This is a genomic window from Photobacterium sp. GB-50, from assembly GCF_003026755.1.
In the GTDB taxonomy this organism is placed as follows: domain Bacteria; phylum Pseudomonadota; class Gammaproteobacteria; order Enterobacterales; family Vibrionaceae; genus Photobacterium.
In genome coordinates, this window is record NZ_PYNX01000014.1 from 36,990 (window position 1) to 52,761 (window position 15,772).

The following is a 15,772-nucleotide window of genomic DNA, read 5'->3' on the forward strand; positions in this document are numbered from 1 at the left end:
TTGCTGCTTTTTTATATTTAGCCTATCAACTGGTTTATTCACGACAATTCTTTTTTTGGAATCCTTACTAATACCTGAAAATCCCCATGCTCTAACTGGTTTATTGATAACTCGTAATCGTTAATTTTGCAGATGTTATCAACGATAGATAATCCCAAACCATAGCGATTGTTATTAGAACGTGAATCATCATGCTGAAATAACGGTTGCACCAGTTTATCGACTTCCTGCTGCGAGTAATTAATAGAGGATGAGTTGGTGATAGTGAATACCACATCCTGATCATCATTATTAATCGTAATATTAATAGCGGTATTAGGCACGCTGTAAAATAGTGCATTATCTAACAAGTTGGTGACGATAGTTTTTAAACAAAACTCATCAGCGAGAATAGGGTGCTGAAGTGTGTTATTGAAAACTACACGTTGCTTAATGACGTCATATTTAAAGTTTAAATCGTGAATCACGGTACTTAATAAGGTTGTGATTTCAATCGGCTGTTTATAAAGAGAAAGCGAATGAGACGTGCGTTGTAGTAATAATAGGTTTTCTACTATTACTTTCATTCGGTTCGATATTTGTAGAATGTCCGAGGTAAAGGTTTTCGCTATACGTTCATCATCTGGAAAGCGTTGATGCACTTCGGTTAGGGTGATGAGTTCTGCAATAGGCGTTTTGATTTCGTGGGCAATATCAGCGGTGATCCGTTTTTCGTTATCGACCATTTTACGGTTAGTTTCGAGGAAGTTATTAAGCTCTTTGCGGATCAAATCAATTTCAATATAAGAGGATGCATTTTCTTTAAACGCAAAGGTGTGATTGTGTCGTTGCTGTTTATTTTCGTTAAACAGTTTTATTTGATCGTTTAAGTTTACGAGAGGATCGAGACCTTTAGTCACAATGATTTTAGCGACGACACGCATAATGATCATCGAGAGTAAAAAGCTACCAATCAGTAAAATATCGAGAATGCCCGTAACCTTATCAAGTCCTGTCGTTGATGCATAAATGGTTAAATAAATAGGGGTTGGCTTTTTATCTTTAGGTTTTGCGAGATAAGAGTATAGAAATGCCTTACCTATCTCATGGTTTGGTAAAGTGACATCGACAATTTGATAGCTATTTAGTGGTAACTTCTTGTGTAGTAAATGGATGTTGGGATAATCATTGAGCGATGTAGAACGATAAATGACATCATCATTTTTCCAGATCTGATAATAGGCATAATCTTTATCGCTTTTAATCGTTTGTGCAAAATCTTGGATATTGGTGATGGTTTTAAACTGTCCGGCTTTTTGTTGGATCTCTAATTCAAATTGTTCTTGAACCCAATTATCCACACTGAAATCGACGAAAGTAAAAACAATAATAATAAAGAAGCCAAATACGGCGCTGATCGCGTTAATTAAATTCTTTTTAATTGATCGAGGATTTGTCATGTTTAACTCTCTACGTAATACCCAAAACCGCGTTTATTTTTTATTGGCAATACAGCCTCAATATTTTTCGCTTTTTTACGCATCGTAGAGATATGTACTTCAATGGTATTTTTCGAAATATAGTCGAAGTTATTAGTAATATTATCGCTGATCATACTAGCGGTCAGGATTTGACCTCGGTGAGTGAAGAGATAATCGATGATCTTAAATTCATTCGGTGTGAGTTCTAAATCGTTGTTACCATAGAATAACGTTTTGTTATTAAGATCTAACAGAAAGCCATCAATTTCAATGGTATTGGTAATGCTTACAGGTTGGCAACGACGGGAAATTGCAACCACACGAGCATGGAGTTCATCAAATGAAAAAGGTTTAGTGACATAATCATCAGCACCTTGCATTAAGCCATCAATACGATCTTGGCTTTGTGTTTTGGCTGAAAGAATAATAATACGAGTTTCAATGCCTGTTTGACGCAGTTTATTTAAAATTGTCATACCGTCAATGCCAGGGAGCATGAGATCTAAAATAATAATATCGTAATCATTGTCTAATGCTAAAGTGAGCCCTTCATTACCATTTTCTGCTTCATCAGTGGAAAAGCCTAAATTATTAAACCCCACAGCTAAACTACGACGTAATGCCGAGGAATCTTCGATAATCAGTATTTTCATGGAATGAGAGCTCAAATAAAAATGTATACCTGTAATGTCTTACAAGTATACATTAAGTCAATGGGATCATTGAATAGTTATGCTTTTACTCGACAGCTTGCAGTAATGTCTAGCTTAGGATTTATCACTTTTGATTTCACACCGTATAAGCTCAATAGGCTAGGGAATAAATTATCCTGTGATAGTCCTGCTTGGTTTTCTTTTTTCTCTAAACACGCTTTATTTAACCCTTTCGCTTGTGCGTATTGCTTTGGCAACCATAGTAACCAAGGCACGTGTTTTTGCTCTTTAGGCGCAATAGAGAAGGGCGCACCATGAAGATAGAAACCGTTCTCACCTAAAGATTCACCATGATCTGACATATATAATAAAGCAACATTATATTTATCTTCTTTGGCTTTTAGCATTTTGATCACTTGTTCTGTCACATAGTCGGTGTACAGAATAGTATTGTCGTACACGTTCCTAATTTCTTCGTCAGTACAATTTTCAATGTCGCTGCGATTACATGATGGCTTAAATTTATCGAACGCTTTAGGGTAGCGTTTGAAATAAGTCGGTCCGTGACTACCGATTAAGTGCAGTACCAAAAATTTATTTGTATCGCCTTTATCAATAAAGCTTTGTGCTTTATCTAGCATTACACTGTCGTAGCAACTGGTACCATTACAGAATTGATTATGCTGTGAAGGATCGATCGCTTGATAGTTAACGCGATCTGCTACGCCTTTTGATCCGCCATCGTTATCAAGCCACAATACTTTCGCCCCTGCGCGATGGATAATATCAACGGCATTATCTTGAGAATATGCACGATCTTGGTTGTAATGTGCTCGTGTTAAATTCGAGAACATACAAGGCACGGAAAGGGCAGTATAGGTACCGCAAGATTCAACGTTTTTGAACGATATTATGCCTTCATTTTTGGTGTATGGATTGGTGTCACGTTTATAACCGTTATAAGCATAGTTATAGGTACGTGCGGTTTCACCTAAGATCATCACAAATAAAGTAGGTTTATGGTTTTTACTTGGGCTTAGTTTTGCGTCTAACCCTTGTTGTTTAAATGGTAGTGGTTTGTAAATAAACTTCTTATAGAGGTACTTACCACCCGCATATACATGACCTGGAATGATCATACGGTTTAAAAAATGGTTATTTCGACCCACAGAAGCATAGCTTTTAAATGTCGTTAATCCGACGAGCAAAATCGCTGTACAAGCGATACCGATTAACGCGACACGAGCAACGATATCTTTAATAAAAGACTCTCGCTTGGTGATTTTTACCATTGCAATCCAAATACTTGGCACAATACCAAATACGATGACGTAGATAATAGAATGGGCATTGACATAAGACAGCGCTTCATCTGAACGTGTTTCGAAAATACTTTCAATTACGGCATTATTAAATAAGGTGTGGTAATTCACTTCTGCATAGAGTGCCATCGATGAAGTAATGGTTAAGAAAATCATTACTGGCTTAAACAGGTATGGCCAACATAACACTGTGAAGATAATCAGAAATGCCGCCATCAATACAATCGGTGCAGTATATGGAAAAAAGACATTAGACACTGAATGGCTTAAATCGAAAATCTTAGCGAGGATCGGATAGTTAAAGCATAGGGTGAAGTATGCTGACATCACCACGATGAAGCTTGTCATCTTAATTTGGAAAATTTGACGCATTACGAGCTCTTATGAATTAGCGAATAGCCATATCATCCATTTTATAACTTAAGGCTTACTTAATATTTGGATTAAAATCACTATTATTTTCAAACATGCTCACCCCTTATTCAACAAAATTGACTATCAATACTGAATTAACTTTCAACAGATGTTAGAAATGAAGAAAATGATATGGTTAATCTAAATCAATACTGCGAATAAATTGGACATAGATGCATTTTCTTGCTTCTCTAAAAGGAATCATTCATTAGCAAGGAATAGCTGTGCTTGCAATAAATACCATTATATCTTTTGCCTTTTTAATCGCAGCGATCTTTATTACTAAGTTGCTCGCTTTATTAAGTTTTGTTGAACTTCCCATCGAACTTAGTTCGCAAGATGGCATCGATGCTTTACTTTTTGGTATTTACTTTGATGCTAGCGCTGCTGTTTTACTGACTATCCCCATTTTCCTTAGCTTAATCATTGCCAGTTTATTTAAACGAGCAACCAATCAATTAACTCGATTCTTACTCTGCATTGCGATTTGTTGGGTTGTTATTACTACCTTTTCTGATGCCATTTATGCCAAAGAAGCCAGTAAACATGTCACATTTGAACTGTTTAATACGCAAGGGATGGAAGTGTCACTTATTCAGACTGCGTTTAAAAGTTACTTTGGAACTGTCGCTCTTGGTATTGCATGTTTATTAGTATCACTGTTTTTCATTTGGAAATATTTGCCATTATCCAATAGAAAGCAAGCAAGCTGGTATTTTAATAGTCTGTTTATATTTTTGTGGTTAGTTACTACACTAATCATTGTTCGCGGAGGCTGGAAAGACTCACCTCAGAGTCCGATGAGTGTTTATACTATTGGTGACTTAGATAAAGCCTTCATTGCTTGGAATGCTCCCTATAGCATTGGTTACTATCTTTCTAAAGGCGATCTTGCGGCCATAGAAAAAATCACTAAAAATCCAACGTCACAGCAAGTTAAGTTTTTTGAACATACACAAGAAACAGCTTCTCCTGCACAGCTTCAATCACTTAAATCGGCCAATGTCATTGTTGTTCTGCTTGAGAGTTGGTTGGCTTTTGATATGCAAAGTTACTCGGGTGTTGTGAATGCCACCCCATTTTTTGATCAACTTAGAGCACGTTCTTTTTCGACGTATTCAACCTATGCCGATGCTTATCGAACAGTACAAGGGACGTTTTCTACATTTTGTTCTTACCCAAATCCTATAAACGGCTTTATGGCAAATAGCCAATTACAAAATGCTTCTTATTCATGTTTACCACATATTTTAGCTGAGCGAGGTTGGCAAACAGCCTTTATTCAGGGAAGTGGAAGAGGGGCGGTTGGGGCTTTTGCACAAACGTTAGGGTTTGAGGAGTCGTACGGTAAATATGATTACCCATTCAAAGCGGTGCACAATGAATGGGGATTTATGGATGATGATATCTATCGTTTTTCTTTAAACCAAATCGATAAATTCAGCCAAACGGGTAAACCCTTTCTTATGACCATCAATACAGGGACCACCCACGGTTCTTTTTTACCGGATAATGTTGAATATGTTTTTGGTCGCGAAAACATCATTAACGAGCGTAGAAGTGTGATGAAGTACGCTGATGATGCACTGAAACGTTTTATTCCTAAATTGGACGCGAAGCTTGCTCAACTCGATAAGCCGACCATCGTTATTTTGCTCTCAGATCACACGGCAAAAACGATAACTGGAGGATTAGTTAAAAATTCTATTCCACTTCTCATCTATGCGAGTGATCAATCTATCCCCAATGAAAAGAGGTCGATCACCTCATCTCAGAGAGATATTGCACCGACGATTATTGATTGGCTTGGTGGTTATGTTCCATGGTTTACTGGCAACTCGCTATTTGATGATAGCTACAGTGGTCGTTCAAGTTTTTCGTATGGCACTAATTTCTTTTGGCTAACCAGAGATCACGGTGTAGCAATAGATAGTGCGACTGGTGAGTTACGCTCTTGTTTTGATATTGATAATGATGTCGTGACTAAAAAAACATTAGAGTGTTCTGAGCAAGCTTGGAGTGAATCTCTTTTTGCAGAGGGAAGTTATTTTAATGCTATTTCACAGCAGTTGTTGTTCGAGGGAAAAACGCAACAATACCGTAAAGTAAACACCAAACTTTAAGGATAATTGTTCATCAGTTTAGTGCTTGATACTTATGATAACTTGCTAGTTTGTTGTGTTTATTCATGTTATACAAGAAACAGAATAGATAGACGAGTAAGGGAATCACGAAGTTATGTCTAGTAAGAAAATTGATACTGCATTAGTGAGTGCAGGAAGAAAGAAAAAATACACTCACGGTGCGGTGAACAGTGTTATTCAACGTGCTTCATCATTAGTTTTCGATACGGTTGCAGATAAAAAACATGCTATTAAGAACCGTGCGAAAGGTGAGTTGTTTTACGGACGTCGTGGCACGTTAACCCACTTTGCACTTCAAGATGCGATGGTGGAATTAGAAGGCGGTGCTGGTTGTTATTTATATCCATGCGGTGCGGCTGCGGTATCTAACAGTATTTTAGCGTTTGTTGCTTCTGGCGATCATGTATTGATGACAGGTGCCGCCTATGAGCCTACCCAAGAGTTTTGTAATATTGTCCTTAAAGGATTAGGGGTTAGTACTACTTATTACGATCCCTTGATTGGTGAGGGGATTGCTGAACTTGTACAGCCAAATACCAAGGTTGTTTTCTTAGAATCACCAAGCTCTATCACAATGGAAGTGCAAGATATTCCAGCAATTGTGAAAGCAGTGCGTGCTGTTAACCCTGATGCTGTGATTATTATGGATAACACATGGGCGGCAGGGGTGCTATTTAAAGCGCTCGAGCACGGTGTTGATATCTCTGTTCAAGCCGGTACGAAATACATTGTTGGCCACTCTGATGCGATGATAGGGACGGCAGTTAGTAATGAACGTTGCTGGGATCAACTACGTGAACGTTCTTATTTAATGGGGCAAATGGTTGATGCTGATACCGCGTATGTGGCTGCTCGCGGATTGCGCACTATGGGCGTTCGTTTAAAACAACATCATGAAAGCAGTATCAAAGTAGCAGAATGGCTGGCAAAGCGTCCAGAAGTTGCAACCGTTAATCATCCAGCACTACCAAGCTGTAAAGGCCATGAATTCTTTGTGCGTGATTTTTCTGGAAGCTGTGGTTTGTTTTCATTTGTGCTTAATAAACGGTTATCGAGTGAAGAAGTAGCTGATTTCTTAGATAACTTTGAGCATTTTAGTATGGCGTACTCTTGGGGTGGTTATGAATCTCTTATTTTGGCAAGCCAACCTGAAGAGTTAAATCGTATTCGTCCTGTGGGCAAAGTAGATTTTGAGGGCACGCTAATTCGTGTTCATATTGGTTTAGAAGATTGCGACGATCTCATTGAAGATTTAGCCAATGGCTTTAGCCGCATCGCTTAATTAACCTTAAATATATCCTACAAACTAAATCGCTTTTTTCATCTGTTATGGCATTTGAAGAAGCGATTTTTTATTATTAATGTAAACAATACTTTACGAATGAGTTTTTCAATCATCCCCATAAAGTTAAAATAATTAATTTTATCAACTGGTTAATGTCTATTGTTACTCTGCTCAAACTCTATAATGACGCGATAGATACACATAATGACGGTATGTAGCACTTTTATTTAATAACTTTTCTTTATAGTCAGTATTGTAATCGATGAGGAATGGATTTAATCTACAACTAAAGATGATAATGATTATCAATTAGAAAGTAATTGTTAAATGCCATATGGAAATGACAGCGATTAAAAAGACGAATTTACTTAACTCATGATGTTGAGTTTCAAGGGGCTGTTATGAAAAATACACGTATTGTTTTACTTCGTCATGGTCAAAGTGTTTGGAACAAAGAAAACCGTTTTACTGGCTGGGCGAATGTCTCTCTTTCTGAATTAGGCGAAAACGAAGCGCGTAACGCAGGTATTAAATTGAAAGAGAATGGTTTCAACTTTAATTTTTGCTATACCTCAATGCTTGATCGTGCGATCAAAACATCTAACTTAGCATTAGAACAGCTTGATTCTTTATGGATCCCTGTTGAGCACGACTGGCAATTGAATGAACGTCATTATGGTGATCTTCAAGGATTGAATAAAGCAGAAACCGCAGAGGAGTTTGGCGACGAACAAGTACACATTTGGCGTCGTAGTTATGATATTGAGCCACCACAAGTAAGTGAAGATAGCTCCTTTTACCCAGGTAATGATAGACGTTACCAAGAACTACAACATAGCCAACTTCCACATGGTGAATCGTTGAAAGATACTTATGATAGGGTAATACCATTCTGGAATGAAAATATTGTCCCTAATGTTAAACCTGGCTCTGATATTTTAATTGCCGCTCACGGTAACAGCTTACGTGCTTTGATTAAATATTTAGATAATATCCCTGATGACAAAATTACAGAATTAGAAATACCAACAGGTGCACCATTAGTTTATGAATTTAACGAGCAAATGAAACCTGTACAGAGCTATTATTTGTAATGCGTATTAAATGAAATATTGAGAAAAATGCCCTATTGAATAGGGCATTTTTTTATTAATAAAACGAGAGAATGACTTAAGAAGAGCAACTAATTTCTAACTCTTTACCCCATTTAGGAGGAAGATCGGCAAGATCTTCAAAGTTAGGATGCTCATCAAAAGGATCATGTAAAACGGTTAATAGATTCTCTATAAATGTGAAATTTCCTTGCTCGGCAGCATCGATAGCAAGCTGTGCCAAATAGTTACGAAGAATATATTTCGGGTTGCTGTTAAGCATTAATGCTAAACGTTGTTGATCATCGATATTTGAAATACGTTTTTTGTAATCAGCTAACCATTCATCGATTGCGGTTGTATTTTCAGTGAGAGATGAAAAATGAGAACTGGTGTTATCGAGTTCGTCTTGGGAAAGCGTCGAAAGCGTGCGGAAGAACTGGGTGTAATCGATCGATTGTTGTTTGAGTAAATTAAATAACTGCTGAAATAACTCAGTGTCTTGTTCTTGGTTATCGAATAAGCCTAATTTTTGACGCATCAGTTTGCTGTAATGCATTTGTAGTTGGTGCTGATAAATTTCTAATGCATGTTCTATGTCTGATTTATCAATGATAGGTGCTAAGGCGTAACCGAGTGCTGATAAGTTCCATAACCCAATGGATGGCTGTTGATTGAAGGCATAACGACCAGAATAATCAGAATGATTACAAATATAACCCGGATTATAATCGTCCAGAAAACCATAAGGGCCATAATCAAACGTTAAGCCTAAAATCGACATGTTGTCGGTATTCATAACGCCATGAGCAAAGCCTACTGCTTGCCAATGGGCGATCATTTTAGCTGTATTTTCACAAACTTGCTCAAACAGGGCGGCGTATGGTTTTTCGACTTGTTGGCACTCAGGGAAATGATGCTGAATAACGTAATCTGCTAATAAACGTAATTGATCGTGTTGTTGGGTATAAAACAGATATTCAAAATGGCCAAATCGGATGTGGCTTTCTGATATTCGGAGCAGGGTTGCGCCAAATTCTTGTTTTTCACGGTACACATGAGTATCACTACCAATAACCGCGAGTGCATGTGAGGTCGGAATACCAAGGCCTGCCATCGCGGCGCTGGCTAAATATTCTCGAATGCTTGAACGAATAACGGCACGGCCATCGCCCATACGCGAATAAGGTGTAAGTCCGGAGCCTTTTAAGTGAATATCCCACTTTTTACCATGACTTGTTTGTACTTCCCCCAATAATAAACCCCGACCATCACCCAGATCGGGGTTGTATTGCCCGAATTGGTGGCCAGTGTATTTCATTGCTATGGGATCAAATCCAGTTAAGGTGTCGTTACCACTGAATATATTAATAAAATCATCAGATTGAATGGCGTTTATATCGAGTTCTAATAATTTCGCAATGTGTGGATTCACACTGATTAAGTAAGGGTTACTCAGCGGTTGCGGACTAACGAAAGTGCCGAAAAGTGAAGGGAGTTGGCTGTAAGTATTATTAAAAACAAGCTGTTGTAATGATTTCATAACAAAGGTATTCGGTGGGTTTAACAAGGATTATAGATCTAACCATATATTATAGTTAAGTACTTACATCCATTACATTTCTAATCATGAAGTGTATCGAGTAGGGGTATCGCTTAATAGAATAGTATTTAGCTTAGCAATATGATCCTTTGTTCATTTCTATTGGTTTGTTATTGAAGGGAATACAATGAACTTAACAAGGAACATACTTTTTGCCAGCACCGCCTTAGCGCTATTGGGTTGTGGTGGCGGTGGAAGTGGTGAGTCAACACCACAAGCTAAAGCTGGTGATGATATTTATACCTATGCTAATAAAAGTGTGGTGATTTCATCTAACAATATTGATCCAAGCGGGACAATTGTGGATGTTTCTTGGACGCAATCAGACGCAGATGCAACAAAAGTCGAACTGATAAAAGTAAACAATAGCGCTACGTTTACTGTTCCTGATATTCAAGACAATGAAGTGTTTAATTTTACCGTTACGGTCACTGATAACGACGGTGACACAGCAACTGATGACATCAGTGTATATGCAAAACCAGCGGAAAAATCCTTATCTCTTTCTTTTGTTGGCTTAGGTGATATCAAGAAAGTAACCAATGAAGCAAAGGTGACTTTAAAAGGAAATGTTGTTTCTGATCATGATATTAAACAGATCTTAGTGACTAACGGTACCACCAAGCTTTCTGTGAATGCTGAAGTCGATGAAATGTGGTCAGCAACAATTGATTTGATAAAAGGTAGAAATCAAATCACCGTAATGGCGTTAACCGCTGATGAAGCGCAGGTTGAGATTGTTTCTACGATTAACTATCACCCAGCGATGGATTTCACTACCCCGTTAACATTAAGCCAACGCTCTTTTGTGTTAAATGAAGATGCAGTAACGATTTACGCTAATATTGGTACATCAAATAATAAGGATCCTGAAGTTAACTTGATCGGCTCTGGCGGTAGCATTAGTTTTGATGAAGGTGCTGATGGAATCGATGATGATGGTATTTATGCGACCTCTTTCTCTTTTAATCCAACTAAGAAAGGTAAATTTTGTTATCAAGCACAAGTATCTGATAGCGAAAAGAATGTATACCAATCAGAGCCTGCCTGTATTTGGGTAGCTGAAAAATACACCTCAGATCAAGTCACTAAGTCTGTTGATATTGCTGACAGTGTTGAAACATGGTTAACCTCAGAATTAGATAAAGGAAAAGATGTTCATGCTTCAGCCAAGGCGGTGGTTGATCAACTTAACACCCATAAGGATGTAGGTGCTGCTGGGTATACCTATGAAGGTGGTATTTGGTGGGTAAATGAAGATGGTATTTTAGGGCTTCATAACCCTCTCGTTGAAAATTCAAAGTCAGTGGCTCGTAGTGGGACTGTTGCGCCAACACCTGTTGTGAAAGCGGCACGTGAAACGCGTTATTATGATGATGTATTTAAAAAACAGGCCACAACCTACTCATCAGTAGCGCCGGCAAACCGGATTCAAAGCTCTAAAGCCGTGATGATCAGCCCGTATATTAATAATCCTGATGTGTCTGAGTTTAGTAACTTCTTCAAAGCGGATGATTACTATGGTGTTTGGAAAACGATTAAAGATAGTCAATCATGTAAATTATTCCCTGATAGTGAGTTTGTGAATAACGAAACTGTGGGTGTTTCGCTTGATAGCTTTAAAGACTTTACTACTTTTGGATATATTCATTTTTCTACCCACGGTAATAACTATTTCAATGGATTATTTAAAATCTGGGATGAGAAGTGGGGGCCAAGTGACTTCTTAAAAGGGTATTTATCGGTTTCTGGTTTATATACAGGCATAGTTTTACCTAAAAATGAGGATGGCACTTATAACCTTGAAGGTTATGAAAGCGATCTTTATATGAAGCGCCTAGCCATTGGTGCTGGTGGCGCGTTGATTATTCTTCCTTCGTTCTTTGATCATTATCTTTCCACTATGCCTAAGAGCTTAGTCGTACTGTCAGCGTGTCGGTCTGTTTACAATAATTCACTTGCCAATGTCTTTTTATCAAAAGGTGCAGGGGCGGTGATTGGTTATGATGACTATGTCCTTTCTTCTTATGCTCAAGATACGACGAATGCCATTATTAGTGACATGCTTGAAAATGATTCGACATTGAAGGAAGCCTTTGATGTTGCTGTTAATAAACATGGTATCAGTGATAACAGCAGTGATGAAGCATTTATACGTATGAGAGGCGAAGAAGATTTAAAACTATCTAGTGGCTCATTTGATAATCTCAGTTTTGAACAAGGCGAATTGAATGCTTGGGCGAAAAAGGGTGATGGTCGCATCATTACAAATCTTGGTGGAACTAAACCGTTAGATGGTCAATTTGTTGGTGTTGTATCAACGGGATTAGGCTATACCAATGAGCTAGGTAGTATCGAACAATCTGCTTGTTTAGATAAAAACGTAACAACATTAAATTTTGACTGGAAGTTCTATTCAGAGGAATTTTTAGAATATTGTGGTACCGGTTTTGATGATTCATTTACTTTAAACGTGTGCGAGGAAGGCACAACAAATTGCGCATCGTTTGAAACCAGTGTTAATAAACTTTGCGAGAATCAAGAAGTACTGGTGGAGTCTGATGTATCGTTTGATCAAGGAGGTGTGTATAACACCCCTTGGATAAAAGAGCAGTTAGATGTCTCTGCTTTGGCCAACAAACGCGTGAAGCTAACAATAGAGGCGATCGATAAAGGTGATACAGAATACGATAGTGCGATATTGATTGATAACATAGAAGTTAAATAATTAGAGAGGTGCGCATATGCTGAAAATGTTTTCTTCGTGCGCACCATTATTATTTTTATTGATGCTGACTTATGGTTGTAATGTTAAATCTGATGTGGTTTATCAATCAAAAGATTTAGGTAAAGTCTTATATCAACATAAAGATAATAATGGTTGTGATTTAGAAGCAGTAGATAAAAAGATTGCTCAATTCTATCTACAAATTGAAAGAAGAGAGTTGCTGCCATTAAAGGCTATGTATCAAGAAAGTGATGCTTTTATTATGAAGATAAAAACATTGCCTGCATTAGTCATTATTAAAAATGATGCAAAATGGTATATCCCATTAATAAAAGGCAGTGACTGGATTTTCGTTAATGTTAATGACACCGTTAACGTATTTAAATATCCGGAGGTGTTTCGTCAATTATGTTAATAAAGCCCCATAATAACCAATGATTATAGGGCTTATATTTTTATTAATATTACTTTTTCAAAATCTTCATTGAGCTGATAGCGAAGTTGTAAAGCAATTAGCTTCTTGTGCTCGGCAAAACATATCACTTTGTGACTTTAAGCAGCGCTGTGCAACTTTATAGCGGGCTGCATCTTCAGTTCTAGCGGCATCTGCAAACGTGTCGGTAAACGGAGAAAGGGTGCAGACATAAATGTCATCATTGTTATGTTTAGCCGCAAACGCAGGGGAGATACAGCCAATCATAAGAGATAAACACAGTAAATTATTCATTTTGCACCCTAAATAATTAGAACTCATATACTTATCAGACCAATAATAGTCTTATAAATTCGATGAGGTTACAAAATTCACACCAATAGATGACATTCTATTCATAAAATCTTTTGCTTGTTGTTCAAATCCAGCAACAGGACTGGTGGTATCGATTAAAATTGTTAGCTTTTTGATCTCTTCGTTTGTGAGCTTTTCGACTATTTGTTCAACCGTACTGGCAACACAGTGGGAAAGAGCTTGGCCTGAAATATAAACCTGATCATTTTGCTTAACGAGCTCGACTAGTTGAGGATCAAATTGGGTCTTTTTATCATCTTCTAACGGATATTCAGCTTCGCAACCACCGTAATGCTCTGTATGTGGGTTCTCGCCTTTAGCAATACTGATATGTTGTGTATTCGCTTGCTGCTCCCAAGCATGAATTGCTGTATGAATAGGCTTAACGATATTGTGTCCAACAGAGCCAATCACACAATGGGTCGGCCAGATAAGAAGGCTATATTTCCCCTCTTTTTCTAATGACTGGGTGTAATTAAGGACATGATTTAAAAGCGTTGGATCAGTAGGCAGCCAGATACCATCCACAATGTCTTGATGGTTAATTAGAGTAAATGGGGCTGGGTGTTCGCCTGCTTCATTTTTCCAATAGGGCGCATGAGCAATATCGTATTCATGATGGCTATCAAGTGTCACAATAATCTGATTAATATTCTTTTGTTGCTTTGTAATAAATGCAGCAAGTTTGTTAGCGTCTTCCCATGCACCAGGAACGGGAAGAGCTGGTGAAATAGTAATCTTCTGAGATGCTGAACCTAATGTGAATTGTTCATTAACGGGAACATCATAAAAGTCATATTGAGGATCAATGATAAGTAAAGACGTCATTGGTAGACGCATTGCATGCTCCTTTATGCTTTGTTAGCTTGACATGATTATGTCGAAATAATGGAAAAAATTTGAGCTAAATATACGTTGATGAGCGTTAATTGAAAAGAAATATCATTCAATTCTTAATTATAAAATTGTTAAACTGTTTTTCTGCAATATTATTATTTTACTTATTGATATTATTAACTAAAAATTAGTTTTTGAATTTTTATATTGTGAATATAAATACAAAAAGGCAATTTGTCATACAAATAAAAAGTAGTGGTATACAGAATGACAAATAATCAATTTTTTCAAGACATTTTAGATTTTGCTGATGTGAAAATTAATGGTAATCGTCCTTGGGATATTAAAATTCATGATGAAGGTGTTTTTGATCGCGTATTAAAAGATGGTTCTTTAGGCTTTGGTGAAAGCTATATGGATGGCATGTGGGACTGTGATGCTATTGATGAAATGATTTCTCGTGTATTACATGCTGGTATCGAAGATAGGCTAACCACCACAACAAAAATACAATTAGGGTTAAAAGCTGGCGCGTCTAAACTTAAGCAATTATTTAACCCTCAAAGTGTTGAGCGTGTAACTCAGGATGTGCCTTTTCATTATGACTTAGGCAATGATTTATTTGAAGCTATGCTCGATCCTCGTATGACTTATACGTGTGCTTATTGGAAAGACAGCGACAACCTGAAAGCAGCGCAAGAAGCAAAGCTAGATTTAGTCTGCCGCAAAATGGGTTTACAACCGGGCATGCGTTTACTTGATATTGGTTGTGGATGGGGCAGCTTTATGATCTTTGCTGCTGAAAAGTATGGTGTTATTTGTGATGGTTTAACCTTATCAAAAGAACAAGCAGCACTTGGTCAGGCGAGAGCAGACGAGAAAGGCTTACCCGTTAACTTTATTCTTCAAGATTACCGCTTATATCACCCAGAGCAGCCTTATGATCGCGTTGTCTCTATTGGCATGATGGAGCACGTTGGCCCTGAAAACTATGAAGACTACTTTAAATCTGCGTACAGTTTTCTTGCTGAAGACGGTATTTTCTTACTTCACACCATTGGTAGTCCGAAATCGAAAACGTCAGTTGACCCATGGATCAATAAGTACATTTTCCCTAACGGTGTGATCCCATCAATGATGCAAATTGGTGCGTCAGCTGAAGATTATTTCAATATTGAAGATGTACAGAACATTGGTCCTGATTACGATACAACACTCGTCGCTTGGAATGATAACTTTGAAGCCGCTTGGCCGACATTAGCAGAGAAGTATGGTGAGCGTTTCTACCGTATGTGGCGTTATTACTTGCTGTCTTGCGCTGGGGCATTCCGTTGTCGTGATTTAAATGTGTGGCAATTTGGTTTAACCAAAAAAGGTGCAGAATTACCAGTTTCTGTTCGTGCAGCATAATTTTCAATGCCACAGTAAAAAGCTCACTATTGCACGAT

12 protein-coding genes are annotated in these 15,772 nt (G+C 37.7%); 6 read left to right on the forward strand and 6 right to left on the reverse strand.

Annotated features, from left to right (window positions below; translation table 11 throughout):
- Nucleotides 1–38: 38 nt before the first annotated feature.
- From C9J41_RS15790 to C9J41_RS15800, 3 genes are all read right to left on the reverse strand, one after another.
- Nucleotides 39–1,439, reverse strand: a complete 1,401-nt coding sequence (locus C9J41_RS15790) for a sensor histidine kinase KdpD (protein WP_107294775.1) — start codon at nucleotides 1,437–1,439, stop codon at nucleotides 39–41.
- A gap of 2 nt (nucleotides 1,440–1,441) precedes the next feature.
- Nucleotides 1,442–2,113, reverse strand: coding sequence for a response regulator transcription factor (locus tag C9J41_RS15795; protein ID WP_107287433.1), 672 nt, complete (start codon nucleotides 2,111–2,113; stop codon nucleotides 1,442–1,444).
- 77 nt (nucleotides 2,114–2,190) lie between these two features.
- Nucleotides 2,191–3,807, reverse strand: a complete 1,617-nt coding sequence (locus tag C9J41_RS15800) for a phosphoethanolamine transferase (protein WP_107208484.1) — start codon at nucleotides 3,805–3,807, stop codon at nucleotides 2,191–2,193.
- A 266-nt stretch (nucleotides 3,808–4,073) separates the two neighbouring features.
- Here C9J41_RS15800 and C9J41_RS15805 point away from each other — a divergent pair, with 266 nt between their 5' ends.
- The 3 genes from C9J41_RS15805 (at nucleotide 4,074) to gpmA (ending at nucleotide 8,372) form a co-directional block, all read left to right on the forward strand.
- Nucleotides 4,074–5,972, forward strand: coding sequence for an LTA synthase family protein (locus tag C9J41_RS15805; protein WP_107294776.1), 1,899 nt, complete (start codon nucleotides 4,074–4,076; stop codon nucleotides 5,970–5,972).
- A 115-nt stretch (nucleotides 5,973–6,087) separates the two neighbouring features.
- Complete coding sequence (gene metC, locus C9J41_RS15810; protein WP_107292298.1) at nucleotides 6,088–7,275, forward strand: cystathionine beta-lyase; 1,188 nt, start codon at nucleotides 6,088–6,090, stop codon at nucleotides 7,273–7,275.
- Nucleotides 7,276–7,679: 404 nt separating this feature from the next.
- Entirely contained in the window at nucleotides 7,680–8,372 is a 693-nt protein-coding gene (gene gpmA / locus C9J41_RS15815) for a 2,3-diphosphoglycerate-dependent phosphoglycerate mutase (protein ID WP_107246573.1), read from the forward strand.
- Between the two features lie 76 nt (nucleotides 8,373–8,448).
- Here gpmA and C9J41_RS15820 read toward each other — a convergent pair whose 3' ends face one another.
- A complete protein-coding gene (locus C9J41_RS15820) occupies nucleotides 8,449–9,912 on the reverse strand; it encodes a YdiU family protein (protein WP_107291298.1) in 1,464 nt (487 codons plus the stop codon).
- A gap of 187 nt (nucleotides 9,913–10,099) precedes the next feature.
- Between C9J41_RS15820 and C9J41_RS15825 the strand changes: the two genes are divergently transcribed.
- Nucleotides 10,100–12,700, forward strand: coding sequence for a choice-of-anchor L domain-containing protein (locus C9J41_RS15825; protein ID WP_107294777.1), 2,601 nt, complete (start codon nucleotides 10,100–10,102; stop codon nucleotides 12,698–12,700).
- 16 nt (nucleotides 12,701–12,716) lie between these two features.
- On the forward strand, nucleotides 12,717–13,115 hold the full coding sequence (locus C9J41_RS15830) for a hypothetical protein (RefSeq protein WP_107261770.1): 399 nt from the start codon (nucleotides 12,717–12,719) through the stop codon (nucleotides 13,113–13,115).
- 66 nt (nucleotides 13,116–13,181) lie between these two features.
- On the opposite strand, the gene C9J41_RS15835 is transcribed toward C9J41_RS15830, so the two are convergent.
- Together C9J41_RS15835 and C9J41_RS15840 are read right to left on the reverse strand one after the other, a co-directional pair.
- Nucleotides 13,182–13,427, reverse strand: a complete 246-nt coding sequence (locus C9J41_RS15835; protein WP_233217646.1) for a hypothetical protein — start codon at nucleotides 13,425–13,427, stop codon at nucleotides 13,182–13,184.
- Between the two features lie 51 nt (nucleotides 13,428–13,478).
- Nucleotides 13,479–14,327: a hypothetical protein gene (locus tag C9J41_RS15840; RefSeq protein WP_107208477.1), complete on the reverse strand. Its 849-nt coding sequence runs from the start codon at nucleotides 14,325–14,327 to the stop codon at nucleotides 13,479–13,481.
- Nucleotides 14,328–14,591: 264 nt separating this feature from the next.
- Between C9J41_RS15840 and cfa the strand changes: the two genes are divergently transcribed.
- Nucleotides 14,592–15,734: a cyclopropane fatty acyl phospholipid synthase gene (cfa, locus tag C9J41_RS15845; RefSeq protein ID WP_107246581.1), complete on the forward strand. Its 1,143-nt coding sequence runs from the start codon at nucleotides 14,592–14,594 to the stop codon at nucleotides 15,732–15,734.
- Nucleotides 15,735–15,772: the final 38 nt, after the last annotated feature.

Bases quoted from the DNA above. Each gene is read 5' to 3' on its own strand.
- C9J41_RS15825 (WP_107294777.1), top strand. From the start codon at position 10,100: ATGAACTTAACAAGGAACATACTTTTTGCCAGCACCGCCTTAGCGCTA.
- gpmA (WP_107246573.1), top strand. From the start codon at position 7,680: ATGAAAAATACACGTATTGTTTTACTTCGTCATGGTCAAAGTGTTTGG.
- C9J41_RS15790 (WP_107294775.1), bottom strand. From the start codon at position 1,439: ATGACAAATCCTCGATCAATTAAAAAGAATTTAATTAACGCGATCAGC.
- C9J41_RS15820 (WP_107291298.1), bottom strand. From the start codon at position 9,912: ATGAAATCATTACAACAGCTTGTTTTTAATAATACTTACAGCCAACTC.
- C9J41_RS15840 (WP_107208477.1), bottom strand. From the start codon at position 14,327: ATGCGTCTACCAATGACGTCTTTACTTATCATTGATCCTCAATATGAC.
- C9J41_RS15800 (WP_107208484.1), bottom strand. From the start codon at position 3,807: ATGCGTCAAATTTTCCAAATTAAGATGACAAGCTTCATCGTGGTGATG.
- cfa (WP_107246581.1), top strand. From the start codon at position 14,592: ATGACAAATAATCAATTTTTTCAAGACATTTTAGATTTTGCTGATGTG.
- C9J41_RS15795 (WP_107287433.1), bottom strand. From the start codon at position 2,113: ATGAAAATACTGATTATCGAAGATTCCTCGGCATTACGTCGTAGTTTA.
- C9J41_RS15830 (WP_107261770.1), top strand. From the start codon at position 12,717: ATGCTGAAAATGTTTTCTTCGTGCGCACCATTATTATTTTTATTGATG.
- metC (WP_107292298.1), top strand. From the start codon at position 6,088: ATGTCTAGTAAGAAAATTGATACTGCATTAGTGAGTGCAGGAAGAAAG.
- C9J41_RS15835 (WP_233217646.1), bottom strand. From the start codon at position 13,427: ATGAATAATTTACTGTGTTTATCTCTTATGATTGGCTGTATCTCCCCT.